Source organism: Chitinophaga eiseniae (assembly GCF_012641265.1).
In the GTDB taxonomy this organism is placed as follows: domain Bacteria; phylum Bacteroidota; class Bacteroidia; order Chitinophagales; family Chitinophagaceae; genus Chitinophaga; species Chitinophaga eiseniae_A.
Genome location: NZ_JABAHZ010000001.1, coordinates 317,401 through 343,050, shown reverse-complemented (window position 1 = coordinate 343,050; position 25,650 = coordinate 317,401). Strand labels below are relative to the sequence as shown.

Sequence of the window (25,650 nt, the reverse complement as noted above, 5' to 3'; positions counted from 1 at the left end):
GTTAATTACTCATTTTTCATAACGTTTGTTTTCATGGTATTACAATGATCTTCTTGTTTTCTATCCTAAAATGAACTTTACTTAACGCGAGTATTTTCAGTACGTCTTCTATGCTGCTGTTCCGGGAAATTTTACCACCGAATTCGCGGTCAGGAATACCGCCGTCGTAGGCAATGTCTACATCATACCAGCGGGAGATTTGCCGTAATACACCCGGTAGTTTTTCATGATAAAACTGGAAGTACCCGTTCTTCCAGGCAATGATTTCATCTATATCTACATGGTCAATAAGAGCCAGCTGCCCTTGCTGGTCCATCCGCAGTTGCTGACCAGGGCGTAGCATGGTTTGCTTACCGCCGGCATTCACTTTCACGGCACCTTCCAGCAGCGTGGTTTTGATGGCTGCTTCTTCCGTATAGGCCATCACGTTAAAGTGGGTGCCGAGCACCTGTATATCCATGTTGTTCACCTTTACATGGAAAGGTTTTCCCGGCATGGCCGCCACTTCAAAATAAGCTTCACCGGTGAGTTGTACGGTACGGTCAGACCCGGTGAAGGCCGTTGGATAACTCAGGCTGGATGCGGCGTTGATCCAAACCCTGGTACCATCCGGTAAAATGATGCGGAACTGCCCTCCACGTGGAATGGAAAGGGTATTGTATTGCTGGCTCCCGGAGGTATTGCTGCCATTGGCTTTATAAGCCAGTTGTCCGCTATCTACCTGTACAATCTGTACATTGCCCTGCTGGGCAAGCGCGCCATTGCCAGTACTGTCGAGCGTAATGTTGCTGCCATCTGCCAGCGTAAGCATAGCCTTGTTACTGCCGGGCAGTACGCCATGCGACGGCGACGGCGTGTAAACGGCTATTGGCTGTTGTGGACTTCGGATGTGGCGGAACGCTGCTGTCATGCCAACTATCAACAGTAAGATAGCAGCGGCGGCAGCCGGGTATATCCAGCGGCGCCGTGTCACGGGTACGATGGGTGTTTCAGCCGGCCGGATGGCTGCATATATTTGTTCCATCCGCTCCGGGTCGGCATAACCATGCCGGGTTTTATCCTGCAACAGGGCCAGCAGGGCCTCCTGCCATGCTTCTTGTTCATGGCCTTCCCGCAGGGATTCCCAGAGTTGGAGGGTTTCTTCCCCACTCAGTTCCTCGTTGAGGTACCGTGTGATCAGGGTTGATAAAGGTGTTGATTCCATAGCCGGTATACGACGTTATATAGTAAAGACGCCCGGATGGAAAAGAAGGAGGTGCCCGTTGGAAAAATTTTTTTTACCCGCCAACCACAGGTTGCAGCGCCCAGTATAACAGCAGCGGCACACCGGGATAATGTGCGAGGAATTTACGGAGAGAGGCTAACGCCTGTACAATATAACTCTTGATAGTAATGCGGGATACGCCCATGGCCTGCGCAATTTCTTCATGCCCTTTACCTTCAAAGCGGCTCATCCGGAAAGCTTTCTGTTGCTGGGGTGGCAAACGGCGGATAGCGCTATGGATGGCGCCCTCCAGCTCTTTGAACTCCGCCCTGGCTTCTGCCCCCGAATGGGCCACTTCCTGGTGATAGTCGAGCAGGTACCGCCGGTAAGCATCCTGGGAGGATAATTTACGCAAGCGGCTATAAAGCTGGTTGCGGGCCATCACAAAAAAATAAGATTCCAGCTTCTCTACCTGCACCAGTTGTGCACGTTTTTCCCAGAGTGTTACAAACACCTCCTGGGCAATATCTTCTGCTATATCGGGAGAACGGGAAAGCAGTAACGCGGAGGAATACACGGCATCCCAATGACGTACGAACAGTTCACGATACGCCGTGGCGTCGCCCTCAGCCAACCGCTTCAGTAGTTCATTTTCACTTGGTGGAATTGCTTGCATCGTTGGTAATGCCGGTTATCGCTGTTATTCCCGGTGTTTCAAAAATAATAAAACTTATCTATTGTCCGACATGACTTCCCATTATCAGATGGTCCACTCCCCTTTTAACTTCCTCATCAATAACTGATCAGCTTCTTTGTCGTTTAAAAAGTTCTCCATTGCAGGATCCCACTTTAGCGGGCGTTTCAGCTCATAGGCAATATTACCCAACGCACAAACGGAAGAAGTCCGGTGCCCGGTTTCCGCATCTGCTACCACCGGTTTCGACCGGTCGCGCATGGCCGACAAAAAGTCTGTGTAATGATTATCGCTGAAGTGTACCCGTTGCTGCCCGTCGCTGATAACAGTATCCCGGAGCGCCGACGGATTCGTTTCCAGCTTACCGCGTTCAATAACAATATTTCCTTTGGTACCGATGAATTCAATATTCTTCTTACCGGTGTCATGCTGCGTCATCACCACACCGTTCTGGTAAACATAAGTCAGGTAAGGATGTTCCTGGCCATCCGGCGGATAGATCTCTACCGGTCCTGAATGATCCATGTTCAGTCCCCATTGCGCAATATCATACATATGCGCGCCCCAATCGGCCTGAAAACCGCCGCCAAGGCCTTTGTAATAACGCCATTCCGCCCACAGTGAAGCACTGGGATAAGGATTCAGTTTGTTATTATAGGGGACATACTCGTTTGGACCAAGCCACATCTCCCAGTTGAGATCAGCCGGCAACGTTTCCGCTGCCAGGTCAAACGGCCGTGGACCATCACCCACGCTGATTTTGATCTCTTTAATATCACCAATGTAGCCATTGCGCACCAGTTCTACTCCCTGCCTGAACTCACGCGCGGAGCGCTGCATACTACCGGTTTGGAATACACGACCATATTTTTTTGCAGCATCGGCCATTGCCCGGCTTTCTTTTACCGACAGTGCCAGCGGCTTCTCACAGTAAATATCCTTGCCCGCGGCAGCTGCCTTCACCGCCATCACAGCATGCCAGTGGTCGGGTGTTGCGATCACCACCCCATCGATATCCTTCCGCTGTAATATCTCCCTGAAATCACCATATCCTTTACAGGCCTTACCCCGCTTCTCTCCCAACGCCTTAATGAATTCATCCACCTTGCGCTGATATACATCCGCTACCGCCAATATCTCCACCTGGTCTGTTGCTGTAAAGCGGTCCCGTAACCCTATCGCCTGGTGACCGGCGCCAATAAAGCCAATGTTGATCCTGTCGCTCGGCGCCAGGAATCCTTTTCCGCCCAGTACATGCCGCGGCAGGATAAAAAAGGTGGATAATGCAGCGGCGTTCTGCAAAAACTTTCTTCTGGAAGTTATTTTTTTGCTCATTGGCTGAATAAGGTTTTAACGAAAAGAGGGGAAATAAATTCGGCACTTAAGCTAATACATTAAAAATCGATATGCAATAGTTTGTTCCAACCATCTCCTTCGTAACAGACGCACATTTTCTCTGCGCTGTTCATAATTTTACGAAATAACGTAAAAATTAAATTCATCAAAATACACATAATTAATTGACAATCAAATAAATACAAATAGGCACCTGAATTGCCTTAGCGGGAGCAAATTTTTAAAATGAAACCATCTACCCACTTATTGTCTCCCGACAATCATGCACTTATCCTGATCGATTTTGAAGGCCAAATGGGCTTTGCTACCAAAAGCATTGCTTTAAGCGAGTTAAGAACCAATACAGCCATTATTGCCGGTGCATCCAGGATATTTAATGTTGCCACCGTGGTGACCACTGTAGCAGAGCAATCTTTCTCTGGTCCTGTATTTCCGGAAATCGAAGAATGCTACCCACAGGCTACCTCCGGCTATATCGACCGCACTTCCATGAATACCTGGGAAGATGAAGCCGCTTACAAAGCCATTGTCGGAAAAGGAAAAAAGAAACTGGTGATGGCCGGTCTGTGGACAGGCGTTTGCATTGTAGGCCCGGCCTTATCTGCACTGGATGAAGGCTATGATGTATATGTTATCACCGACGCCTGTGGCGATGTAAGCACCGAAGCCCATGAACGTGCCGTTCAGAGAATGGTGCATGCCGGCGTGAAACCGATGACTTCCATCCAATACCTGTTGGAACTACAGCGTGACTGGGCCCGCCAGGAAACCTATCAAGCGGTTACTGATCTCATGAAAAAATATGGCGGTGCCTATGGCATCGGTATCCATTACGCCCACCATATGCTGAAACACTAACTATCCGTTAAAACCGTTCCAATTGCCTGTAAAAAGCCTCCTCCGTCTCGTTCGTATAACCGTATTGGTTATAGTTTGTCTGTCGCCTGTTACCCGGGCAGCAGGACAAAGTTTCAAACTGATGCGCTTTGACGAAGACTATTCCTTCCTCAAAGACTCTACCGGTAATTTCTACCGGAAAATAAAATATAATCGCCTATCCAAAGATGGCAGCGCCTACGTTTCATTCGGAGGGTCCGCCAGGATGGAATATGTCGACTTTAACAACGAAGACTGGGGCAGGCTGGGCATTGGGCATAATCGCTTTCTCCTGCAACGTTACGACCTTCACGCAGACATCCACCTGCATGAGCGGTTCAGGGTTTTTGCACAAATCAGGAGCGCCTGGGAAACCGGGAGAAAAAATGGTCCCCGTCCTATCGACGAAGATCATTTGAACATCCAAAATTTGTTCGTTGACGCCGCAATCATTAAAAGGAAAGATCAACAGCTCATACTCCGCGCCGGCAGACAGGAACTCGATTATGGAAGCGGCAGGCTCATTTCTGTAAGAGAAGGACCCAACCTCCGGTTGTATTTCGATGGAGCCAAACTGATGTACACCACCCGCCGCTGGAGTATCGACGGATTTGCCATGATGGCCGATACCATCAGGACAGGCGCTTTTGATAATACATCCAGCAAAGCAATAAATCTCTGGGGATTATACAGTAAGATCATTATTCCCGCTTTTCCCAATATTGACTTGTATTACATCGGCATTCAGCGTGACCAGTCCTTGTTTGAAGAAGGCCTCCACCGCGAGTTGCGTCATACCATGGGCACCAGGATATGGCGATACGGCGGGGGATTTATTTACAACCTCGAAGCCGCCTGGCAATTCGGCTCCTTTGGAAATGGCCACATCAACGCCTGGACTGCCTCCGTTGAAGCAGGCTACCTGTTTGAGAACATTCCCGGGAAACCTGCTATCAGTCTGCGTAACGACTATATCTCAGGAGACCGGCGTAAAGGAGACGGGAACCTCCAGTCTTTCAACCCGCTTTATCCCAAAGGCGGCTATTTTGGATTCAGTCCGCAAATCGGTCCGGTAAACCTTATCGATCTACACCCCTATGCCACTATCAATATTGGTAAAAAAATAATGGCGCAGGCGGATGTAGTATTCAACTGGCGATACTCGCTCCAGGATGGTATCTACAGGCCCAGTGGAGGATTTAATCTTCCCGGGGTCACGTCTGCGGAAAGGCATATCGGCACCGCCTATCTCGCCAGCATTGTATACAACGTAAACAAGTTTATCTCATTCAACTCGGGCATTCAATATTTCCAGGCCGGCGCCTTTATCCGGGATATGACACCCAATTCAAAGGATGGCCTGTTCATCAACACCCGGCTCAGTGTCAAATTTTAGCATATAAAAAACGATAAACCATGAACAAAACATTCATTACCCGTTATCACAAAGCACTCATCACCTTTATGAGTGCTTCCTTTCTCCTGCTGCAGGCCGTTTCATTGGTGGGTCAGCAGGCTACAACTACTCCCATTGGCACCGCCAAAGTATGGGGCAAAGCGGAAGGGATATCCATCATAGGACTGGTACAAGGCCCTGGCGCCGCTGTTGCGCCCTTGCTGGTAGCCTGCGTGTTTGAATATACGGAGGGAGATATTTTCAATCCCCCGGCTTTGCCGGCAGCACTCAACGGGATGGTACATCTCGACCAGGCGCTGAAAGGACAGATCACCGAACTGAGAAAAAGTGGAAAGTTCGAAGGCCATTACCTGGAAACATTGCTGATCACTCCTCCTAAAGGCGCTTTGAAAGCACCCCGGCTGCTGCTGATTGGCCTGGGCGACCGCCATCAGTTCAATGCAGACATGATGATCAGCGTAGGCGCAGTAGCACTTCGGGAAGCCAGCCATATAGGTGTCACCAGTTTTGTCTTTGCCAGTGATATCAAAGATGCAGGCATCGACTCACCTACGGCATTAGTAGCAGGCAATGTCACCAAAGGCATCATCAACGCCTGTCGCACACAACGCTACCTGCAACAACATCACCTTGCCCCTGCAAAACCAGTCATAAAAGCCACCCTGCTGGCCGGACCCGCCTTTTTTGAAATTGCCGGAGAAGGCATCCAGGCAGCCATTGCATCCTTCCATCCTTTAACACCCACTCATGAGTAAAGCAGCAGCCATCGTTTTATACAATGGAAAGATACATACCGTAGATCCATCCCAACCACGGGCTACCGCCGTTGCCATCAGCGATGGTCAGTTCGTTGCCGTAGGCGATGATAAAACCATTCTTCAGCAATACGGTGTGAACGGAACCGTACAAATAGACCTTAAAGGAAAACGGGTTATCCCGGGATTGAACGACTCTCACACCCACCTCATTCGCGGTGGTCTGAACTATAACCTGGAGCTCAGGTGGGACGGCGTTCCTTCCCTGTCCGATGCTTTAGCGATGCTGAAAAAACAGGTAGCCATCACTCCTTCCCCCCAGTGGGTAAGGGTGGTAGGCGGATGGACCGAGCACCAGTTTGCAGAAAAAAGGATGCCCACACTGGAAGAAATCAATGCGATCGCACCGGATACACCTGTTTTCATTATGCACCTGTACGACCGTGCCTTCCTCAATCGTGCAGCCCTGCGGGCAGTGGGCTTTACCAGGGATACCCCGACCCCTCCCGGCGGCGTGATTGAAAAAAATAGCCACGGCGAACCTACCGGGTTAATGCTGGCCAGTCCCAATGCCATGATCCTCTATTCCACCCTGGCAAAGGGGCCGAAATTGTCTTTCGAATACCAGGTCAACTCCACCCGCCATTTTATGACGGAACTGAACAGGTTTGGCATCACCAGCGTAATTGATGCTGGCGGCGGATTTCAGAACTACCCCGATGATTACCGGGTGATCAGCGAGCTTCATGAAAAACAACAGCTCACCGTTCGCATTGCCTATAACCTCTTTACACAAAGGCCTAAGCAAGAACTGGAAGATTTCCGTAACTGGACCAGCACCGTGAAACTCCACCAGGGAGATAACATGTACCGGCACAATGGCGCCGGTGAAATGCTGGTATTTTCCGCGGCCGATTTTGAAAACTTCCTGCAACCGCGGCCCGACCTGCCGGAAACTATGGAAGCAGACCTGGAAAAAGTGGTGCGCCACCTCGTGGAAAACCGCTGGCCCTTCCGCCTGCACGCCACTTACAATGAAAGCATCACCCGCTTTCTGAATGTTTTCGAAAAAGTGAACAGGGATATTCCCTTCAACGGTCTTCACTGGATATTTGATCATGCCGAAACCATCGATGAAAAGAACATTGACCGTGTAAAAGCGCTGGGGGGCGGTATTGCCGTTCAAAGCAGGATGGCCTTCCAGGGAGAATATTTCACTGACCGGTATGGCAAAGCCGCCGCTGCACACACGCCACCGGTAAAACGGATGCTACAGGCGGGCGTGCCGGTGGGCGGAGGAACAGATGCCACCCGCGTAAGCAGTTACAATCCATGGGTGGCGCTGTACTGGCTATCTGCCGGAAAAACAGTGGGAGGCCAGCAGCTGTACGATGATACCACTAAACTAAGCCGGGAAACCGCCCTTGAATTATACACCCGGGGAAGCGCCTGGTTCTCCAGGGAGCAGGACAGTAAGGGTTGCATCAAAGCCGGGCAGCTCGCGGACCTGGCCGTACTCGATGCCGACTTTTTTGAAGTACCGGAAGAAGCCATCAAACACATCGAATCTGTATTGACCATCGTAGGTGGGAAGATTGTATTCAGCCGTGGTGAATTTTCCCGGTTCTCCCCCGCTCCCATTCCGGTGCTGCCAGACTGGTCGCCGGTGAAGGAGTTCGGCGGCTATTATGCCGGTGCAAAAATCAATGTTGCGCCAACAGCCGCTGTTACCAGCCAGGTACATTGCTGTGCTGGCAGCTGCGACGTTCATGGACACGAGCACAATACAGCGCGACTAAGCAATATTCCTGTTAATAATTACAGTGCATTCTGGGGCGTATTTGGTTGTTCCTGTTTTGCTTTCTAAACTTTCTTTTATGAACGAAATCGTCCACCATATACTGTATTCAGATGCCGGCAGCACCGTCAACAACTATGCTTTGCTGGCCTTCCGGGTGTTGCTCGCGGTTGAGTTGTTCCGGGTACATGGTATGAAAAAATTCCGCCTGGAAAATGGCCAACGGGAACATGTTCCCAATCCATTGCACCTGCCGGACCAGCTAAACGGGCTGGTAGCTACTTTTTCTGACACGGTCGTTCCGTTCCTGCTGGCGCTGGGATTGTTTACCCGGCTCGCCATTCTGCCTACCATCGGGGTAACAGCCATCGGTTATTTTGTCGTACACCGGAACGACAATCTTGAAATACGGGATGTGCCCTATATGTACACCCTGTCGCTTCTACTGCTGCTGGTACTGGGGCCCGGCCGCTATTCTATCGACGTACAACTTTTATATCACCTTTTCTAAATTTTCAACATGCAAGTCAACATTGGCATTAAACAAGCACATCTCGCAGCTGTATCTCATTCTCTCGGTAAAATACTGGCAGATGAATTTATTTTGTATACCAAAACGCGTAAAGCCCATTGGTGTGTAACCGGGCCTGATTTTCATAACAAGCACCTGTTTTTTGAAAACCAGTACCAGCAACTGGAAGAGATCATAGATGACATGGCAGAACGGATCCGCACCCTGGGCCACTTTCCACCGGCTACGCTAAAAGAATTCCTGTCGCTTACGCATCTCACAGAAATGAGCCGTGAAAAAAATGATGGTATCGGGTTTATCAAAGACCTGCTGCATGACCATGAAAGTATCCTGATACACCTGCGGGAAAACATTAATGATTATGCCACTGCCTTCCATGATGCAGGCAGCAGCGATTATATCACAGGGCTGATGGAAACGCACGAAAAAATGGCCTGGATGCTGAGAGCACACCTGGAATAAATTATCTATATAAACAAATCACCGGCATGACAGAACAAAAACATAGTATCAACTGGGTCACCTTCCTGCTGGCATGGGTGGCTGGCTATTGCGATACCGCCACCTTTGTATCCGGCGATTCCATTTTCTCTGCCCATGTTACCGGCAACTTCATTGTATTTGCCGCGCAGGTATCATCTGGAAATACCAGTGCTGCCGCATGGATAAAGCTGATCACCTTCCCCGTATTTGTCATCGCTGTGATGACAGGCGGCTGGCTGGCAGAAAGATCTCCTAAAAAATACCGGATTTTGCTGGTAGAAGGCTTAATTTTGCTGGCTTGCGGATTAGCAGCGTTCCTGCTGCCTCTTTTAACCACATGGGAAGACAAGCTGGTGACATACGTCATCGTGATGGCGACGGTGCTGGGAATGGGCTTGCAGAATGCATTCGGAAAACTTTTTGCCAAAGAAACACATGGTCCTACCACCATGATGACCGGCAATGTTACACAGGCTGCGCTGGACCTGGGAAATATCATCCGGAAAGGCATTTCCGGGAATGAGTTGTCCTTGTCCAGCCTGCAAAAGCAGGCTGTTACCATTGGCGGTTTCCTGGCCGGTTGTATCATTGGCGCCCTTCTCTCCCGTTGGGTGGGATTAAGCGCGATGATGTTACCCGGTGTGGCCATCGTAGTATGCTACCTGCAGGGACAAAAATCGGAAGGATAAACCTATGCTACAATTCATGATCAACTCCCGGTGGAAGGTATTATTCATATGCCTGCTGCTGCCGGCTTATGTACAAGCCCAGTCGGATACAGACGTTAAAAAAGCGAATGAACTGCTCCGGAATGACCAGGCGGATACCGCCACCATTGGGCGGATGTTGCGCGTAGGCGAAGCATTCCTTGATAAACCGGAATCCAGGGAAGAAGACATGAACATGGCCTTTCGTATGGCGGATCAGATGGAAGCCAGGAGCCGGCAAATTAATTACACCAGGGGTCTTGGCCTGAGCAAATTGCTGCGGGCCAAGGCCTTTCGTGAATCAGGACATGCAGACCTGGGAAGATCGAGTAGTAAAGATGCCTTGCTGTTACTGACCCAATACGGTACGATAATAGAAAAAGCGCAGGCCCTCCTTGAGCTGGGTGGCACTTATTCCAACAATACCAATGACCTTCCCCGTAAAATAGAGCTGTATCAGGAGGGAGCAGATATCTACCTGAAAAACGGGGATGAGTTATCGGGAGCTAAGTTAAAAGAATTCGTCGGAGACCTCCTGCAGCTAAACGAAGATTATCCCCATGCGCAGAAAGTACTTGAAGAAGCCCTATCCATCTACAAAAAGAAAGGATACCCAAGATTACAGGGCCTGTATTCTATTCTGGGAAAAGTATATCAAGGATCCAACAACTTTGTGCAATCCCTCCGTTACAACCTGCTTGCAGTCGAAACTGCCGAAAAATTGGATGAACAGGGACCGCTGATGTCCGCCATCTACAACCGGGTGGGATTGAACTACTATAGCGTGCAATACTATGACCAGGCGCTCGATTACTTTGACAAAGCGCTGGCCCATGCAAAAGGCCTTCATGATACAGGTACAGTGAGGTCTATGCTGTTAAATATATCAGACGCGTTGCGGCTTGGGGGAGAATATCGCCGTAGCCTGGATACACTACGCGTTGTCGAAAACCTGGGCATAGCCGGTGAAACGGAAACCGTGCAAACGGAGATAAGTTACCTGAAAGATTACCTCGCACTTCATCTATTGCAAAAAGCCACTCCTCATTACGAAAAACTAAAAGCACTTCTTGAAAAAGAAATCACTACCAAAATACTCATTCAGGCGGCGCGGCTGGCAATAGTATTCTATCTGCAGGAAACAGGCCGCTTCCAGGATGCCGCCCAATATCTCACCGCATATCAGCGAGATATCAAAGATTCACCCGCCGGACTGGTACGACAGGCAGAAGCAGCCTATCTCGCATTCCGTACCGACTCCGCTCTGGGCAACCTTTCCGCGGCCCTCGCCCACTTTCAGCGTTATAAACAACTGTCCGATTCCGTAACCAGCACCAACCAAAGCAAACAACTGGATGTGCTCCGGCTGCAATTCGAAACAGAAAGAAAAGATAAAGACATTCAGTTACTGACCCAGAAAAGTGCCTTGCAGGAAGTGTCTTTACAAAAAGGAAGGGTATTCCGCAACGTGATCATGGGAAGTATCTGTATGCTGCTGCTCATCCTCGCGCTGTTGTACAACCGGTACCGGCTGAAGAAGAAAACCACCTTCCGGCTGGAAAAGCAGCAGGAATCCATCAATACACAAAATGAACTGCTGCAAAAACTGGTGGATGAAAAAGAATGGCTGCTAAAAGAAATACATCACCGTGTAAAAAATAATCTCCAGATTATCATCAGCTTGTTAAATACCCAATCGCTGTACCTCGACAACGCCGATGCTATCGCCGCCATCAAAAACAGCCAGCACCGCATGTATGCCATGTCGCTGATCCATCAGCGGTTGTATCATACCGACAACCTCGGCGCCATCGATATGAACTGGTATATCCGGGAACTGGCCGGCTTTATGCAGGAAAGCTTCGATAATGGCTCCAGGATATCTTTCTCCATCAATAGTGATGTGATGCTACTGGATGTAGTGCAGGCCGTTCCACTCGGATTGATCCTGAATGAAGCCGTTAGCAATGCTATCAAATATGCCTTTCCCGGCAACCGGAAAGGCGCTGTGTCCATCACCTGCAAAAAAGATGAAACGCAATATTGCTCGCTTACCATTGCAGATAATGGTGTAGGGCTACCTAAGCATTTTGTTCCGGAAGAATCACGATCGTTGGGCATGAGCCTCATGAAAGGGCTGGCAGAACAACTGGAAGGATCGTTCAATATCCAAAGCAGTCCGACAGGCGTTTCTATACAGGTGCTGTTTTTAGCAAGATCAATTAACCAGGTAAACTAAAAGTATGGCTGACAAAGAAAAAATACTAATCGTAGAAGATGAGTTCATCGTGGGGAATGATCTGAAAATGATGCTGATGAAGGGCGGTTACGACGTTTGCGGTATCGCAGCATCCGTAGAGCAGGCCCGGGTATTGATTACGGAGAAAAAGCCCGACTGGGTGCTGCTGGACATCATCCTGAAAACGCCTACCAACGGTATTGAACTGGCAAAAGAATTGTTGCTGCTGCATATCCCTTTTCTTTACATTTCTGCCAACACCAACCAACAGACACTGGAAGCCGCCAAAGCCACCCAGCCCTATGGTTTTTTGGTGAAACCGTTCCGTGAGCGGGATCTTTTCGTAATGCTGGACATTGCCCGTTACCGCTATGGCGTTGAAACCGGCATGATCAGGACAGCGCCTCCGACGCCCGTAGCAACCACGTTTGATCCGGACATTATCGGCAACAGCAATGCCATGAAAAAAGTGCAGGACCAGGCGAGAATTGTGGCCACCACCAATACCTCTGTATTGCTGCTCGGCGAAAGCGGCACTGGTAAAGAACGTTTTGCCCGTGCCATTCATAAAAATTCACTCAGGAAAAATAAACCATTTATCACCGTCAACTGTGCAGCGCTGCCCATTACCTTGTTGGAATCGGAACTGTTTGGTCATGAAAAAGGCGCATTCACAGGAGCCGTTCAAAAACGTACCGGTAAATTTGAGCAAGCGCATGGCGGCACACTTTTCCTCGATGAAATCGGGGAACTTCCGCTGGATGCGCAGGTAAAGCTGCTCCGCACACTCCAGGAAAGAGAGATAGAAAGGCTGGGCGGCGGTCCGCTGATTAAGGTAGACGTACGCGTGATTGCAGCCACCAACAGGAACCTGGAAAAAGAAGTAGCGGAAGGAAAATTCCGGCTGGATCTATACTACCGGCTCAATGTATTTCCCATTGCATTGCCACCGCTACGCGAACATAAGGAAGATATTCACCCGCTGGCACTTTATTTCCTTCAAAAATTTTCAGACAAAGCCGGCAAAAAAATGCCCGGTCTCAGCGAGGAGGCCTGGCAAACGCTCCGGCAATACGACTGGCCCGGCAATATCCGGGAGCTGGAACACGTGTTAGAGCGACAGTTTATCCTGGCAGCCGGCGAACAAATCGATGCCATAGAAATCCCTGTTACGCAAATGCCGCTCCTGCAAACAACTGAAAAGCTGGAAACAATGGAAGAAATAGAAAGAGCGCATATCATGAAAGTCCTGAAAGCCTGCAATGGCCGGGTGTCGGGGAGTATGGGTGCTGCTGATATTCTCAACATATCTGCACAAACACTGTATTCAAAAATGAAAAAACTGGGTATAAAAACCACCTATAAATGACCCATTAAATGGAAAAAGAAACGGCGAGAATAGAAGGGTTCAGCGACGGCGTATTTGCAATCGCCATTACCCTGTTGGTATTGGAACTACGCATTCCTGCTGCTGAAAGCAACAATAACCCGCAAGCGCTGATAAACAGCCTGTTGGCACAGTGGCCTTCCTTCCTTGCGTTCAGCCTGTCTTTTTTCAGTATTTTCATTATGTGGGTCAACCATCACAAGATGTTTAAACAGATCTACCGGCGCAATAGTACGCTGATGTTTGCCAATGGACTTATCCTGTTTCTGGCGACCTGTGTCTCCTATCCCACGGCATTGCTGGCCAGGTATTATGGCACGCCGTCAGTAACGGTGGCGGTAGCTGTTTACACCGGCCTGTTCGTGTTGATTAACCTCGCGTTTAATTTACTATGGGGCATTGCCAGCCGGAACCGAACGTTGCTGCGACCGGAAATCAGCGAGGTAGCTATTAAAAAAATCAGGAGAAATTATCAATATGGTATACCTGTGCATCTATCCGCATTTTTACTTTCCTTTTGCTGGCCTGGCGGCGCATTAATACTATGCGCTGGGCTTTGGACGTATTGGGCGTTTACTTCCCGCAAGCTGGATCTGTCTGCCAATCTCGCTAAACGGTCTTAGTCGTGCTCTTTCCCGGTATCAATAAAATGTTCTTTCCTGATACCCAGCTTCTGCATCTTTGAGATGAGGGTGGTAGAAGGTAATTGCAATTTGGCGGCTGCACCATTAGGTCCGGATATCTTTCCTTTCGACAGCTTCACCATTTTCAGGATATGTTCCCGCTCCACGTCTGCCAATGGACGGACCTGCGTTTCAGGGTCCCGTGAGGCAAACAATATTTTATTCCTGGTAGGCAGGCTCACCTCCGTGATGGCGCCAGTAGCCGTTAGCAGCACCGTTCTTTCGATCAAATGCTCCAGTTCGCGGATATTTCCCGGCCAGGAATAAGCCTTTAATTTCTCCAGTGCTTTTGGGGCAATGCCAGTTATCTTTCTACCACTGCTGACCGCATATCTTTCGATAAAAAAGGAAACCAGTTCAGGTATGTCTTCCCTCCGTTCCCGCAATGGTGGTAACGAAATTGGAAACACGCAGAGGCGATAGTATAGATCGCTCCGGAAACGGCCAGCCACAATTTCCGCCTCCAGGTTTTTGTTGGTAGCGGCGATAATGCGCACGTTCACTTTTATCACCGATTTTCCACCAATTCTTTCAATCTCTTTTTCCTGCAACGCTCTCAATAATTTCGCCTGCATTTCCTGTGGCAGCTCCCCGATCTCATCCAGGAAAAGCGTGCTGTTATTGGCCAGTTCAAACTTGCCGATTCTCTTCTCCAGTGCGCCCGTGTAACTACCCTTCTCATGGCCAAACAATTCACTTTCCAACAGGTTGGCCGGAATGGCAGCACAGTTTACCTTGATCATCAGTTTGTCGTGCCGCGGAGAGGCGTCATGTACCTGGTGCGCGATCAATTCCTTCCCGGTCCCCGTTTCTCCCAGGATTAATACCGTAGCCTCCGAAGGCGCCACCTTTGAAACGAGATCGTATATCTTCCGCATGGCAGCAGACTTGCCAATAGCCTTGCCGGTGAGCTGTTTATCCTTCCTTCGCTCTTCTTTCAGATAACTGTTCTCCTCTTCCAGCTGGGTCTTGTACTTCCGGATTTCTTCCAGTTGTAGTTCAACTTTTTCATTGGCAAGTATGTTGGATATCCCTGTTCCTAACTGATCGGCAATACCTTTAAAAAAGCTGAACCGGCTTTGCAGGAAAACGCCCGTCTTCAATGCATATAAATACAGCACGCCTTTGGGTTCCTTCCCATTACAAATCCTTACCAACATGATTTCTTTCACGCCAGCATTGTACCAGTGAATGATATAGGTAGGAATTCCTTTCCGTCGTACCAGGCTTTGCATATTGAACACCACCGGCTCTTCCTCTCCAATGGCTTTGTCAAATATCCCGTCGTGAATGGGATGTTGCTGGAGCATCACCGGGTTTTCGCCGGTAACGGTCCTTATTTTATTTTTCGGGCTGTATAGAAATGGTGAGTGAGTAACGGCATCTTCGTTGATCAGGCAAAGCGTATAATAGCTGGCGCCAATATTTTCCAGCAATTGTTCATTGACGATTTCCCAAAGATCCGAGCGGTGCCGGGCAGCAGCTACTGCATTGGAAAAACAAAGCAGTGTTTCAAATTCATCTTTTTTAGCACGGGTGTCTGTGTTCATCATACAATAATACAAAAGCTTTCATAAAATTACGATATATCGTAAAACGATATTTTCAACAAACCATCATTAACAATTCATAATCAACTAGTTACATTCAGGTATATGGTTTGACTATAGGGTGTCGCGTATTTACCGGGAAACGGCGAAGCGTACAAGTACTAATAAACCTATCTTTAACAGACTATGTTTGAACAGATTGATCAATTCGTGGACCGTATCATATCGTTGACGCCGGAGGAGCGGCAGCTCTTTCATTCCCTGCTCAAGTTCAGGCGGGTAAGAAAACGTACTTATCTTTTGCAGGATGGCGAGATCTGCGACTTTGAAGCGTATATCGTAAAAGGTTGCATCCGCACCTACTATCTGAGTGATGATGGCACAGAAACAATACTTTCCTTCGCCATAGAAGACTGGTGGGTAAGTGATCCCTACAGTTTTACGGAGCAAACGCCCTCCAATATGTTCATCGAATCGCTGGAAGATTGTGAACTGCTGGTCATAGACTATAAGAGCAAAGCGGCGCTGTACGAAAAAATACCCAAGTTTGAGACCTTGTTCCGGCTGCTGATACAGCGATCGCTCTTTGCATTGCAAAGGCGCTTTCACAGCCTTGTTTCACAAACCGCAGAACAGCGGTACATCGCTTTTCTGGAAAAATACCCCCAGGTGGTGCAACGTGTACCACAGAACCAGATAGCCCGTTACCTGGGGGTATCGCCGGAATTTTTGAGCAAAGTGAGAAGTACCATGCACAAAAAGAAATAGCGGCTAACTAAATATCAGTTCATTGGCCTGCCTGATCTCATCTTCGATGATCGTATGTCCCATATTATCATAGATCTTTTCCGTTACGCTGGCGCCCATCTTTTGTAAGACGGCGGTGGATTCATGTACCCTTTGTACCGGTACATGGAAATCGGGATTGGAACTACCGATGAAGACAGGCATGCCATCAAATGTTCCGTTATAATTTTCGGGGTATACCCGGTCTCCAATCAGCCCGCCGGTGAAAGCAACTGCGCCGCCATATCGTGTCGCGTTTCTGGCAATGAATTCAAGCGTAAGACAGGCGCCCTGGGAAAAGCCGAGGAAGTAAATATGCTCCGGTGCAATGTCCTGCTGCTGCAAGTTATCTGTCATATTTTTCAGCAGGCTTAGCGCAGAAGAAAGCCAGGGCTCATTCTCCGCCGGCGGCGCCAGGAACGACTGCGGATACCAGGTATGGTTGGTGGCCTGTGGCGCCAGCAGCGCATAGTCGCCAACAGGAAACCATTTGGCGAGCGACAGGATATCTTCCGCCGACGCGCCTCTGCCATGCAGCATGATCAATGCTTTGGAAGCTGCTGTCACCGGTTTTCCGGCCGTGATGATATTTTCTTTATGCATGTCAGAATTATTTTAATACTGGTAATACCTTTTCAATCTCTCCCCTGGATGGCTCATACTGTTTTGGAAGCTTGAGACTGGTGCCCAGTTTGTCGAGCGGCTCGTCTACCGTAAAGCCGGGGTTGTCTGTCGCAATTTCAAACAATACGCCACCCGGTTCTCTGAAATATAACGAGAAAAAATAATCCCGGTCAATTTGAGGTGTGATTTGTAGCCCTTTGCTTAACACCTTTTCCTGGTATTCCATCTGAATAGTGTCGTTAGCTACCCTGAAAGCCACGTGGTGATTGATACCAGCGCCACTTAATCCACGTTGTCCTTCCGGCAATGCCAGCAAATCGATGATGCCTGCCTGTTGTACCGTGTCGGTGATAAAGCGGTAACGGTTTCCTTCCTGGGCCAGCAGGCGATAACCGAATATGTCTGTGAGCACGCTGGCGGTGGCGTCTATTTCCTTCAATGACAAAGTAGTACTATGAAAACCCCTGGTGGCCATATCTGCTTTTACCTGGTCTGTTTCCCAGGGCGTCCTGGTATCCGGTGTTTTGGGCACCATCAGGTTGATGTTAAGTCCATCGGGATCTGTGAAAGCAAGATAGGGTTCGCCGAAGTGTTCTTTTATTTCGGAGAAAGGCACATTGAAGCGTGACAGCCGTTCTTTCCATACGTCCAGGCTGCCTTCCGGCACGGCATAAGTTATTTCAGTTGCCATACCCGTTCCCGCGCGTCCGGAAGCAATATTTCCCCATGGGAAGAAAGTAAGGATGGTACCTGGGGTGCCATGCTCATTCCCATAGTAAAAGTGATAAGTACCCGGATCATCGAAGTTGACGGTCTTCTTCACCATTCTGAGTCCAAGTACGCCGGTATAAAAATCATAGTTGCGTTGGGCATCACCCGCAATAGCGGTAATATGGTGAAGACCCAGTATTTGTTTTTCCATAGTTTTATTTTTATTGTTGATGATCGAGTGCGGCACGCAGTTCATTTTCCAGCAGTCCACTGCCGCCCCCGTAATGTCTTATAATGATGGTTGACAGATGATGGTTGTTGACCACCCTGTGAAACGCTTCCTCATCGTCGGCGCTTACGCCTACGCAAAGCAACAGGGCGTCGTAGTTTTCTTCGAGCAATTTTTCCAGCCCCTCTTCCCTGGTAAGCGCAATAACGCCATTCCAGCCGGCGTGGCTATTTAGCAGTCGCCCTACCACCTGCATGATAGCAGGATCGTATCCAACAGCGAGCAGTTTTAAGTGATTGTCCATAGCAATAAATTATTGCGGGTTAATGATCATGGGTACCTCCATTATCAACAGGCGTGCATCCTCACTTAGTCCTTTTATTTCGATATGCTCAGAGTCCCATATGCCCAGTCCATCCCTCGCAGAAAGTTCCTTCCCATCGATGTAGAAACGGCCATCTATTACAAAAGCATACACGCCATTACCCGGCTGGTGTACCGCATAAGTAAAAGAAGCGCCGTAATCGAAATGCCCGGTGCTGAACCATACATCTTTGCGAACAGCAATACCCTTGGGAGTATCAGGCCCGATAAACGTATGCAGTTGGTTTCTTTCCGTATGAGGTGGTAGTTCTCCCAGCGTATATCGCGGTGGCGTATTCAGGTCTTCGGGATACACCCAGATCTGAAGAAACTCGGCTACCTCGTCACTGCTGTTATTGTATTCACTATGAAACAGGCCGCTACCCGCGTGCATTACCTGGATGGTTCCGGCCGCTGCGATGGCCTTGTTCCCGGCCGAATCCTCATGTCTGAGGCTTCCTTTCAACGGAATACTGATAATTTCCATATTATCGTGCGGATGCTGCCCAAATCCTTTGCCGCCAGGCAGTGTGTCGTCATTCAGCACCCTCAGTACGCCAAAACCCATTCTCCTGGGATTATAATAATCGCCAAAACTGAATGTTTTCCGGCTGTCCAGCCAGTCGTGATGATCATGCCCGCGGGTGTCTGCTTTATGAAAAATATACTGTGCCATCGCCTTTATATTTATAAAACAAAGTTCCGTTATATGGACCCTTTTGCCTATGAACCAGGTTAAGAAACCGGGTTAATCTATATTAAGATTTCGGCCCCCCTCAAAAAACCAATGGCCTGGAGTAACTCCCGGCCATTGGTTGTAAATGATCACCTTCATTGCTATTCTTTAATGAAAGCCAGCAGGTCGGCATTGATGGTAGCCGCTTCTGTAGTAGGCATTCCATGCGGGAAACCAGGATAAGAAATCAAACGGCCATTCTTCAGGAGTTGAGCAGCCTTCACACCGGTAGTAGCGATGGGTACAATCTGGTCGTCTTCTCCATGCATGACCAATACAGGAATATCAACGCTTTTAAGGTCTTCTGTAAAGTCTGTTTCTGAGAAAGCCTTAATACAGTCATAATGTGCCTTGATGGCTCCCATCATTCCCTGACGCCACCAATTGTCCATGATACCTTGTGACTTCTTAGCGCCTTCCCGGTTGTAACCGTAAAACGGAACCGTAAAGTCCTGGAAAAACTGTTGGCGGTGGGCAGCGGTATTAACGCGTATTTCATCGAATACAGACATTGGCACACCGTCAGGGTTGTTTTCATTCTTTACCATGATCGGCGTAACGGCGCTTACCAGCACAGCTTTAGCCACGCGGCCCTTGCCGTGTTTTGCTACATAACGGATCACTTCACCTCCACCGGTGGAATGCCCGATATGTACCGCATTTTTTAAATCAAGTGCTTTTACCAGCTCCGCTACATCTGATGCATAGGTATCCATATCATGCCCGATAGCAGTCTGGCTGGACCGTCCATGGCCTCTGCGATCAAAAGCGATGACCCTGAAGCCCTGGTTCAGGAAAAAAATCATTTGAGCGTCCCAATCATCGCTGGATAATGGCCAGCCATGATGGAAAACAATGGGCTGACCAGTTCCCCAATCTTTGTAATAAATTTCGGTGCCGTCTTTAACAGTGATCTTGTTCATGTTTTTCGAGTTTAGGTGATAGTTAATTTTAGTATGGTTCTCCGTTTAACGAATGAATAAAAGGCCCACTCGTAGTCATTCTTTACCAGTGGTGTTGAATGATGACACAAAACTCCTGCTTTAAGCAACTATCGCCAATAACCTATATTAAGAACTGGGATTAATCTAGTTTAATAACCGGGAGTCACAACAAACCTCCCTTATATTTGGGCATATAGATATTATGATACTATTAGCATTTTGATAAAAAAAGGATGCTTATCTTTATCGCTATGTTACGGACCATTCTTTTTGCCGCTTTTTTAATGTCAGGTGTGGCTGCAAAGGCACAAACAGATCCATCTTTTGGTGCTATGCCCTCCTCCTTTAAACAGCCTCAACAGACAAATGATACCAACCATATTTATAAGAAATGGTTTGTAACGAAGTATGCGGGCGTTTCCACCGGTTTCGTAGCATTTAAAGGAGGGAGCGGCTCTTTTTTGTCCGTGCCGCTGGCATGGCAGCTTAACCGTCAGCTGACCAATAACCTGTTCGCCTTTGGGGGCGTATCGGTGACACCTTCTATCTTCCGTTACAACAACATCCCTTATCAGCCTATGGTTAACAAAAACAGTAGCCTGATGCAACCTAACCACTTTGCAGCCTACCCCGAGGCAAAAATTGGCGTCATGTATATCAGCAACGACAGGACATTTTCTATTTCTGGTAGCGTTGGTGTAAGCAGGGGCAGTTACTATGGTTATTCTCCTTTTTATGGCCCTGCGTATGCTCCTATGCAGGGGAACATGCAGCGGTAGGGATTTATATGGACCGGATGTTTAGCTTTTTGTTATTAACCGTTGATCTCTTAGTTTTTCCCTGATCTAGCCTTGGCATCCGCAAAAGCCTGCAACAAAATCATAAATTGTGAGGAGGGGAATCCCTTTCGGCTATCTACGTAAAATTTGTCCTTCCCATGCTCGATGATATGTAGCCAATCATATTTGTAGATGGGGCCAGTTGGCCATTTTCCATTATGACGCAATTCATCGTATCTTCTTATCTCTAATACGGTATCGGCTATATTAAAATGGGCTGTGCACCGGCGAAAGACTTTCACATAATCTACCTCCAGCTGATTTCCCTGAATGCGTAATGTTGTCACAAACCGGCTACCCAAACCGAAAATTATCGAGCAAATCAAGGCTGGAACAGCAAACACGATACCAGCTTCTCCCATGCTACATAAAACAAGAGGTATAAGGAGATAAACAGCGTTAGAAAGCAAATGATCACTCATTGTTTGGGTACATACAATCTCCATAGGTTCACTTTTTCATAAAATGTAAAGGGACATACGCAAATATACCTAAATCCCGATAATGACAAATGGGAGTTCATTTGCTCACAGATACATGAAACACTTCATTAATTTTATGAGTCCCTTCTTTAATCGAAACCTTACTCCCATTATCCCCCATTTTAAAATCAATCAGGTATTTATTAATCTTGGACAGCATATTAAATTCAATTTCAAACTCATTAGCAGTTTTCCAATACCCTCTTAACGCATATAGATGGCCAGAACCAGCGTCCTGATAAAATTTATAGGCAGTACCCGTCCCTAAAGGATAGGTAACGGCTTGCTCCCCTGTTTGCTTTAGCATAAGGGATAGATTCCCTTCTTTCGATATAATTTCTGCGCTTTCAATAGCTAAACTGTTTGCAGGAAAAATAATCGTTTTATTAAACAACTTCTCTTTTTCAGCAGTATTAGAAATGTACTTTGGCGAATCAGTCACTGTTTTTGCCGCCAGCAGCTCCAGTTTTTTAAGGCTATTAAAGGCAACCGGATCACGAGGCAATTTTTTATCCGGGTGAAACGAATTACCAATAATATCACCAATCCGTTCTTTCTGATCGTCGTCAAGTCCTCCCGCCGTAACTACAACAATGGCGTTGTGTATGGAATCGATATGTAACCGCTGTGTACCTCTACCCTCCGCATTGTAGTTACGGTCCTTATCGATCCAAAAACCATAGCCGTAGCCATTTCCGTTTGGAAACAGGGTATTCATAGCTTTAGCTTTTTGTATCCAGTTTGCAGAAATAATGATTTTATTATGCCATTTGCCACCGTCTAACAATAGTTGGCCAATTTTGGCGAGATCAATTGGCTGCAGCGCGAGGTCTCCCCAACCGTAATTAATGCCATGCTTATTTTTCGACCAATAAACCGACTTTATTCCTAAATCATTAAAGAGATATTTCTTAGCAAAACCTTCTGGGGATAACCCGGTTGCCCGGTAAATAATTTCCGCCAGCAGGTAATAATTACAACTGCAATAGGAGAATTGCTGGCCGGGATTAGTTGCAAAAGGAACATTGAAAATAAATTTTGGCCAATTGCCGGATGGAAATAATTCATGGAACAGGCTATCTTCATTTGAAAAGCCGCAATCAAAACCCGATTTCATCGTGAGCAGGTCTTTGATGGATAACATTTCAAAGCCCTTACCCGTTAACCTGATTTCCGGGAAAAATGATGCTGCCAATTGATCCTCGCTTTTGATATAGCCCTTATCTATGGCTATTCCAATAAGCAGGGATGTCACCGATTTTGTGCAAGAGGCTACGTCATGCCGTAAACCTGGGCGGAAAGGATAAAAATAGGCATCCAGTACGATCTTCTTATTCCGTACGATTAAAAGGCTGTGAATATTTAATTTGTTTTCCTTCACATAAGTGAATATATCGCTTAAGCCTTTAGAGGAGAATCCTTCGTCTTCCGGCGCAGAAAAAGAAAATGTTTCGTTGGGGATCTTAGAAACCTTTGTTATTTGGGAAAAAGTCAGCGCTGTTTTAAACAGCAAGAGTAACCATAAAGTGATCTTTTTACAATGGAAGCTGTGCATATATAGAGATTCATTTAAGATAAAAAATTTCCCTGCGGCATGGTACTCCAGGAAATCTTAGGTTAGCACTTGATCGGTAAAATTGAATATAGCTCTTTTATTTGTAATATTGCGACAACAACCAAAAACAAGTGTAAATGTCTTCAACCCCAATAGTAGCACAAACTTTAGATGAAGTTTTGGCAAAGCTGGAAGATATCATCGGCAACGCCATCAAGACTGAAGATCGTAGCGGCTATTTCGCCGCCCTGTATTACAAAGTGACATTGAAAGTAAAGGAAGGCATTGCAGCAGGCCAGTTTGGCGATGGAAAAAATATTACCCGGCTGGATGTTCAGTTCGCGAACCGGTATTTTTATGCGTTTGATCAGTGGCAGCAGGGAAAGCCAGTCACCGGATCCTGGGAGGTGGCCTTCAATGCTATAAAGAAACGTTCCTATTTAATATTACAGCACCTGTTACTGGGAATGAATGCCCATATCAATCTCGACCTGGGCATTGCTGCCTGTGAAGTATCCAATGGCAACCTGGATAGTATGAGAACAGATTACAATAATATCAACCTGATCCTGGCTTCACTTACATATGGGGTCATCAATCAGCTGAACGTGTTGTCTCCTTTTATGTCGATACTTGGTTTCAGAGGTACCAAATCAAATTCGATGCTGGTGCAGTTCAGTCTTGGCAACGCCAGGGATGGATCCTGGTGCTTTGCGGAGGAACTGTCTTTGAAAAAAGGCAGTGCCTACGATGATTTTATTGCCCGGCGCGATAATGAAATCGCGGAGCTGGGAGGCAGTTTGATTAAGAACAGAGGGTTCCTGAAAATTGGCGTCTGGCTTATACATTTATTCGAATGTAAAAAAGTGAGCTATATTATTGATATGCTGAATGACTTTAAAAAGCCGTATAAGAAGGATTTGAAGGGGTTTAAGTTATAGTGCCTGTTGTGCTTTACAAGCCAAAAAGGCCTGTAAGCCTTAGCTTACAAGCCTTTCTATTGCCCAGAACTGGAGTACTATCTTTCTGGCTATTATTACTTAAAGTTCCTGAGTGTCAGATAAGTGTCGAAATTTTTAGAAAAACAGACCGTAATCCGTTTTACTGTTGAGCCGGGAATTTAGTAATGTCCATATAGAAAACTTCCCAGGTGTGTCCGTCTAAATCTTCAATGGTTCGCTGTTGCATGAAACCATAATCTCTTAGTTCATTTGGTTCAGTTCCGCCAGCTTTAAGTCCATTCGTTACTAAATTATTTACTTCGTCCAGGCTGTCTAACGATAATGAAAAAAGTCCGGCTAAATTTGATTTCGTGTCTGCTAATGGCTTAGTCGCAAAAGTTTTAAACTTTTCGTGTGTCATTATCATCACAAAAATGTTTTCGCTCCACACCATGCATTTTGCTGAGTCGTCTGAAAATTGAGGATTGTTGGAAAATCCTACTGCCGTGTAAAAGTCCAATGATTGCTGAAGGTCTTTTACGGGTAAATTGATAAATACTTGTTTTGCCATGATTTTATTTTTTTGGTGAATAAAGTTGATGATAATAAAAAGCGTTCTTTACTATACGTACAGCGCATTTATAATTCAGCCTTAGCTACGAATTTGGTATGTTCGTTGGGTCCATATAAACAATTTCCCATTGATGTCCATCAGGGTCTGCAAAGCTGTGCTGGTACATCCATCCATGATCTTGTGGTTCGGCATAAATGGAGCCACCAAGTTCGGTTGCTTTTGTAATGGTTTGCTGCACTTCTTCACGGGAGGCGGCATCGAGTGCCAGCAATACTTCAGTTGCCTGGTGTGCGTTGCTTATCTCTTTCCTGGTGAATGTTTTAAAATAACTTTCTACCAACATCATTACATAAATGTGTTCGTTGACTACCATGCAGGCTGCCCTGTCGTCAGTAAACTGCGGGTTAAAGCTGTAGCCAAGTCCGTTGAAAAATGCCATTGACCGTTCCAGGTCTTTAACTGGCAGGTTGATGAAAACTCTTGTTGCCATGATTTAAATTTTTGGGCTGTTTACTAAAGCAAAATTGCGGCAACCGTTTTTCCTAAAAATTTACATATGTTGAGAAACGCGAAAAATCTTTATTTATTCGCAAAAAATATCCGGCTTAGCTGTGTCGGCGTGATGCCGAGGTAGGCGGCAATATGCTGTTTCTTTAACCTTTTCACTAACCCAGGGTATTTGCGGAGAAAATTGTCGTAATTGGTTTTAGCTGATTCATACCGTAGCGAAACTTCATAGGGTTCCTTCTCTATTATCCAATGCTGCTCCATATAGCGGATATAAAAAGCGGCGATATCAGGATACATCGTCACAAGTTTTTTAAATTCCATGAAATTATATTCAAGCACAGCTGTATCCTCCAGGGCCTTTATGGTAAAATTACTCGGCGACTGCGTGAGCGCAGCTGTCATAGAACCGGCAATTCGGTTCTCGGGGAAGAAATATTTAATCACCATGTCGCCGTTGTCGGCGGCGTAATATTGATACATTAAGCCCCCTACAATAAAGGCCACTTTTTTAGGTGTTTGACCTTCGGTGATGAAATTATCGCCCTTTTTGTAGGTGTTTTCGCGAAGCAAAGCAGCCCACGCCGCTTCGGCTTGCGGTGAGAGGTCAACATACGTTTTTATTTTCTGAAAGAAAACATCGTGGCTCATTGTCTAAAGATAGTTGCAGGAAAATTA

27 protein-coding genes are annotated in these 25,650 nt (G+C 47.2%); 13 read left to right on the top strand and 14 right to left on the bottom strand.

Features of this window, described 5'->3' with window-relative positions; genetic code table 11:
* Window positions 1-31: 31 nt before the first annotated feature.
* From HGH91_RS01295 to HGH91_RS01285, 3 genes are all read right to left on the bottom strand, one after another.
* A complete protein-coding gene (locus tag HGH91_RS01295; protein WP_168736652.1) occupies window positions 32-1,204 on the bottom strand; it encodes a FecR family protein in 1,173 nt (390 codons plus the stop codon).
* Between the two features lie 73 nt (window positions 1,205-1,277).
* Window positions 1,278-1,880, bottom strand: coding sequence for an RNA polymerase sigma factor (locus HGH91_RS01290; protein WP_168736651.1), 603 nt, complete (start codon window positions 1,878-1,880; stop codon window positions 1,278-1,280).
* 84 nt (window positions 1,881-1,964) lie between these two features.
* Window positions 1,965-3,233, bottom strand: a complete 1,269-nt coding sequence (locus tag HGH91_RS01285) for a Gfo/Idh/MocA family protein (protein WP_168736650.1) — start codon at window positions 3,231-3,233, stop codon at window positions 1,965-1,967.
* Window positions 3,234-3,479: 246 nt separating this feature from the next.
* Between HGH91_RS01285 and HGH91_RS01280 the strand changes: the two genes are divergently transcribed.
* Genes HGH91_RS01280 through HGH91_RS01235 form a run of 10 tightly spaced genes read left to right on the top strand, consistent with a single transcriptional unit; the run spans window position 3,480 to window position 14,071 of the window.
* A complete protein-coding gene (locus tag HGH91_RS01280; RefSeq protein WP_168736649.1) occupies window positions 3,480-4,112 on the top strand; it encodes a hydrolase in 633 nt (210 codons plus the stop codon).
* A gap of 22 nt (window positions 4,113-4,134) precedes the next feature.
* Window positions 4,135-5,526: an alginate export family protein gene (locus tag HGH91_RS01275; RefSeq protein WP_247651628.1), complete on the top strand. Its 1,392-nt coding sequence runs from the start codon at window positions 4,135-4,137 to the stop codon at window positions 5,524-5,526.
* Window positions 5,527-5,546: 20 nt separating this feature from the next.
* On the top strand, window positions 5,547-6,302 hold the full coding sequence (locus HGH91_RS01270) for a M17 family peptidase N-terminal domain-containing protein (protein ID WP_211092164.1): 756 nt from the start codon (window positions 5,547-5,549) through the stop codon (window positions 6,300-6,302).
* Window positions 6,295-8,169 (top strand): amidohydrolase, encoded by a 1,875-nt coding sequence (locus HGH91_RS01265; protein ID WP_168736648.1) that lies wholly within the window; start codon window positions 6,295-6,297, stop codon window positions 8,167-8,169. Before HGH91_RS01270 ends, HGH91_RS01265 begins: the two co-directional genes overlap by 8 nt.
* A gap of 10 nt (window positions 8,170-8,179) precedes the next feature.
* Window positions 8,180-8,611: a DoxX family protein gene (locus HGH91_RS01260; protein ID WP_168736647.1), complete on the top strand. Its 432-nt coding sequence runs from the start codon at window positions 8,180-8,182 to the stop codon at window positions 8,609-8,611.
* A 9-nt stretch (window positions 8,612-8,620) separates the two neighbouring features.
* A complete protein-coding gene (locus HGH91_RS01255) occupies window positions 8,621-9,094 on the top strand; it encodes a Dps family protein (RefSeq protein ID WP_168736646.1) in 474 nt (157 codons plus the stop codon).
* Between the two features lie 26 nt (window positions 9,095-9,120).
* Window positions 9,121-9,804: a YoaK family protein gene (locus tag HGH91_RS01250; protein ID WP_168736645.1), complete on the top strand. Its 684-nt coding sequence runs from the start codon at window positions 9,121-9,123 to the stop codon at window positions 9,802-9,804.
* Window positions 9,805-9,808: 4 nt separating this feature from the next.
* Window positions 9,809-12,061 (top strand): histidine kinase dimerization/phosphoacceptor domain -containing protein, encoded by a 2,253-nt coding sequence (locus HGH91_RS01245; RefSeq protein ID WP_168736644.1) that lies wholly within the window; start codon window positions 9,809-9,811, stop codon window positions 12,059-12,061.
* A gap of 4 nt (window positions 12,062-12,065) precedes the next feature.
* A complete protein-coding gene (locus HGH91_RS01240; protein WP_168736643.1) occupies window positions 12,066-13,430 on the top strand; it encodes a sigma-54-dependent transcriptional regulator in 1,365 nt (454 codons plus the stop codon).
* A gap of 8 nt (window positions 13,431-13,438) precedes the next feature.
* Entirely contained in the window at window positions 13,439-14,071 is a 633-nt protein-coding gene (locus HGH91_RS01235) for a TMEM175 family protein (RefSeq protein WP_168736642.1), read from the top strand.
* Here the strand turns inward: HGH91_RS01235 and HGH91_RS01230 are convergent.
* A complete protein-coding gene (locus HGH91_RS01230; protein ID WP_168736641.1) occupies window positions 14,068-15,684 on the bottom strand; it encodes a sigma 54-interacting transcriptional regulator in 1,617 nt (538 codons plus the stop codon). The two genes, HGH91_RS01235 and HGH91_RS01230, sit on opposite strands and share 4 nt — an antisense overlap.
* Window positions 15,685-15,867: 183 nt before the next feature.
* Between HGH91_RS01230 and HGH91_RS01225 the strand changes: the two genes are divergently transcribed.
* Window positions 15,868-16,449, top strand: a complete 582-nt coding sequence (locus HGH91_RS01225; protein WP_168736640.1) for a Crp/Fnr family transcriptional regulator — start codon at window positions 15,868-15,870, stop codon at window positions 16,447-16,449.
* 3 nt (window positions 16,450-16,452) lie between these two features.
* Here the strand turns inward: HGH91_RS01225 and HGH91_RS01220 are convergent, their stop codons facing one another.
* The 5 genes from HGH91_RS01220 to HGH91_RS01200 all read right to left on the bottom strand — a co-directional run bounded on the left by HGH91_RS01220 (window position 16,453) and on the right by HGH91_RS01200 (window position 20,053).
* Window positions 16,453-17,070, bottom strand: a complete 618-nt coding sequence (locus tag HGH91_RS01220; protein ID WP_168736639.1) for an alpha/beta hydrolase — start codon at window positions 17,068-17,070, stop codon at window positions 16,453-16,455.
* Between the two features lie 7 nt (window positions 17,071-17,077).
* Complete coding sequence (locus tag HGH91_RS01215) at window positions 17,078-18,013, bottom strand: ring-cleaving dioxygenase (protein ID WP_168736638.1); 936 nt, start codon at window positions 18,011-18,013, stop codon at window positions 17,078-17,080.
* 10 nt (window positions 18,014-18,023) lie between these two features.
* Window positions 18,024-18,335 carry a hypothetical protein gene (locus HGH91_RS01210; RefSeq protein ID WP_168736637.1) on the bottom strand — a complete coding sequence of 104 codons (312 nt, stop codon included), beginning with the start codon at window positions 18,333-18,335 and terminating at the stop codon, window positions 18,024-18,026.
* Between the two features lie 9 nt (window positions 18,336-18,344).
* Complete coding sequence (locus HGH91_RS01205) at window positions 18,345-19,070, bottom strand: pirin family protein (protein ID WP_168736636.1); 726 nt, start codon at window positions 19,068-19,070, stop codon at window positions 18,345-18,347.
* A gap of 161 nt (window positions 19,071-19,231) precedes the next feature.
* Window positions 19,232-20,053, bottom strand: a complete 822-nt coding sequence (locus HGH91_RS01200) for an alpha/beta fold hydrolase (protein ID WP_168736635.1) — start codon at window positions 20,051-20,053, stop codon at window positions 19,232-19,234.
* Between the two features lie 272 nt (window positions 20,054-20,325).
* Between HGH91_RS01200 and HGH91_RS01195 the strand changes: the two genes are divergently transcribed.
* Window positions 20,326-20,853, top strand: a complete 528-nt coding sequence (locus HGH91_RS01195; RefSeq protein ID WP_168736634.1) for a hypothetical protein — start codon at window positions 20,326-20,328, stop codon at window positions 20,851-20,853.
* A gap of 50 nt (window positions 20,854-20,903) precedes the next feature.
* Here the strand turns inward: HGH91_RS01195 and HGH91_RS01190 are convergent, their stop codons facing one another.
* Together HGH91_RS01190 and HGH91_RS01185 are read right to left on the bottom strand one after the other, a co-directional pair.
* The gene (locus tag HGH91_RS01190) at window positions 20,904-21,359 is read right to left on the bottom strand and encodes a hypothetical protein (protein ID WP_168736633.1); all 456 of its coding nucleotides are present in this window, start codon (window positions 21,357-21,359) and stop codon (window positions 20,904-20,906) included.
* A 73-nt stretch (window positions 21,360-21,432) separates the two neighbouring features.
* Entirely contained in the window at window positions 21,433-22,950 is a 1,518-nt protein-coding gene (locus tag HGH91_RS01185; protein ID WP_168736632.1) for a serine hydrolase domain-containing protein, read from the bottom strand.
* Between the two features lie 137 nt (window positions 22,951-23,087).
* Here HGH91_RS01185 and HGH91_RS01180 point away from each other — a divergent pair, with 137 nt between their 5' ends.
* The gene (locus tag HGH91_RS01180; RefSeq protein WP_168736631.1) at window positions 23,088-23,891 is read left to right on the top strand and encodes a DUF5995 family protein; all 804 of its coding nucleotides are present in this window, start codon (window positions 23,088-23,090) and stop codon (window positions 23,889-23,891) included.
* A 160-nt stretch (window positions 23,892-24,051) separates the two neighbouring features.
* On the opposite strand, the gene HGH91_RS01175 is transcribed toward HGH91_RS01180, so the two are convergent.
* The 3 genes from HGH91_RS01175 to HGH91_RS01165 all read right to left on the bottom strand — a co-directional run bounded on the left by HGH91_RS01175 (window position 24,052) and on the right by HGH91_RS01165 (window position 25,623).
* A complete protein-coding gene (locus HGH91_RS01175; RefSeq protein ID WP_168736630.1) occupies window positions 24,052-24,462 on the bottom strand; it encodes a VOC family protein in 411 nt (136 codons plus the stop codon).
* An 85-nt stretch (window positions 24,463-24,547) separates the two neighbouring features.
* The gene (locus HGH91_RS01170; RefSeq protein WP_168736629.1) at window positions 24,548-24,955 is read right to left on the bottom strand and encodes a VOC family protein; all 408 of its coding nucleotides are present in this window, start codon (window positions 24,953-24,955) and stop codon (window positions 24,548-24,550) included.
* A gap of 89 nt (window positions 24,956-25,044) precedes the next feature.
* Complete coding sequence (locus tag HGH91_RS01165) at window positions 25,045-25,623, bottom strand: Crp/Fnr family transcriptional regulator (protein WP_168736628.1); 579 nt, start codon at window positions 25,621-25,623, stop codon at window positions 25,045-25,047.
* Window positions 25,624-25,650 lie beyond the last annotated feature (27 nt).

Coding starts and splice junctions, on each gene's coding strand:
- HGH91_RS01295 (WP_168736652.1), bottom strand. CDS start 1,204: ATGGAATCAACACCTTTATCAACCCTGATCACACGGTACCTCAACGAG.
- HGH91_RS01290 (WP_168736651.1), bottom strand. CDS start 1,880: ATGCAAGCAATTCCACCAAGTGAAAATGAACTACTGAAGCGGTTGGCT.
- HGH91_RS01285 (WP_168736650.1), bottom strand. CDS start 3,233: ATGAGCAAAAAAATAACTTCCAGAAGAAAGTTTTTGCAGAACGCCGCT.
- HGH91_RS01280 (WP_168736649.1), top strand. CDS start 3,480: ATGAAACCATCTACCCACTTATTGTCTCCCGACAATCATGCACTTATC.
- HGH91_RS01270 (WP_211092164.1), top strand. CDS start 5,547: ATGAACAAAACATTCATTACCCGTTATCACAAAGCACTCATCACCTTT.
- HGH91_RS01265 (WP_168736648.1), top strand. CDS start 6,295: ATGAGTAAAGCAGCAGCCATCGTTTTATACAATGGAAAGATACATACC.
- HGH91_RS01260 (WP_168736647.1), top strand. CDS start 8,180: ATGAACGAAATCGTCCACCATATACTGTATTCAGATGCCGGCAGCACC.
- HGH91_RS01255 (WP_168736646.1), top strand. CDS start 8,621: ATGCAAGTCAACATTGGCATTAAACAAGCACATCTCGCAGCTGTATCT.
- HGH91_RS01250 (WP_168736645.1), top strand. CDS start 9,121: ATGACAGAACAAAAACATAGTATCAACTGGGTCACCTTCCTGCTGGCA.
- HGH91_RS01245 (WP_168736644.1), top strand. CDS start 9,809: ATGCTACAATTCATGATCAACTCCCGGTGGAAGGTATTATTCATATGC.
- HGH91_RS01240 (WP_168736643.1), top strand. CDS start 12,066: ATGGCTGACAAAGAAAAAATACTAATCGTAGAAGATGAGTTCATCGTG.
- HGH91_RS01235 (WP_168736642.1), top strand. CDS start 13,439: ATGGAAAAAGAAACGGCGAGAATAGAAGGGTTCAGCGACGGCGTATTT.
- HGH91_RS01230 (WP_168736641.1), bottom strand. CDS start 15,684: ATGATGAACACAGACACCCGTGCTAAAAAAGATGAATTTGAAACACTG.
- HGH91_RS01225 (WP_168736640.1), top strand. CDS start 15,868: ATGTTTGAACAGATTGATCAATTCGTGGACCGTATCATATCGTTGACG.
- HGH91_RS01220 (WP_168736639.1), bottom strand. CDS start 17,070: ATGCATAAAGAAAATATCATCACGGCCGGAAAACCGGTGACAGCAGCT.
- HGH91_RS01215 (WP_168736638.1), bottom strand. CDS start 18,013: ATGGAAAAACAAATACTGGGTCTTCACCATATTACCGCTATTGCGGGT.
- HGH91_RS01210 (WP_168736637.1), bottom strand. CDS start 18,335: ATGGACAATCACTTAAAACTGCTCGCTGTTGGATACGATCCTGCTATC.
- HGH91_RS01205 (WP_168736636.1), bottom strand. CDS start 19,070: ATGGCACAGTATATTTTTCATAAAGCAGACACCCGCGGGCATGATCAT.
- HGH91_RS01200 (WP_168736635.1), bottom strand. CDS start 20,053: ATGAACAAGATCACTGTTAAAGACGGCACCGAAATTTATTACAAAGAT.
- HGH91_RS01195 (WP_168736634.1), top strand. CDS start 20,326: ATGTTACGGACCATTCTTTTTGCCGCTTTTTTAATGTCAGGTGTGGCT.
- HGH91_RS01190 (WP_168736633.1), bottom strand. CDS start 21,359: ATGGAGATTGTATGTACCCAAACAATGAGTGATCATTTGCTTTCTAAC.
- HGH91_RS01185 (WP_168736632.1), bottom strand. CDS start 22,950: ATGCACAGCTTCCATTGTAAAAAGATCACTTTATGGTTACTCTTGCTG.
- HGH91_RS01180 (WP_168736631.1), top strand. CDS start 23,088: ATGTCTTCAACCCCAATAGTAGCACAAACTTTAGATGAAGTTTTGGCA.
- HGH91_RS01175 (WP_168736630.1), bottom strand. CDS start 24,462: ATGGCAAAACAAGTATTTATCAATTTACCCGTAAAAGACCTTCAGCAA.
- HGH91_RS01170 (WP_168736629.1), bottom strand. CDS start 24,955: ATGGCAACAAGAGTTTTCATCAACCTGCCAGTTAAAGACCTGGAACGG.
- HGH91_RS01165 (WP_168736628.1), bottom strand. CDS start 25,623: ATGAGCCACGATGTTTTCTTTCAGAAAATAAAAACGTATGTTGACCTC.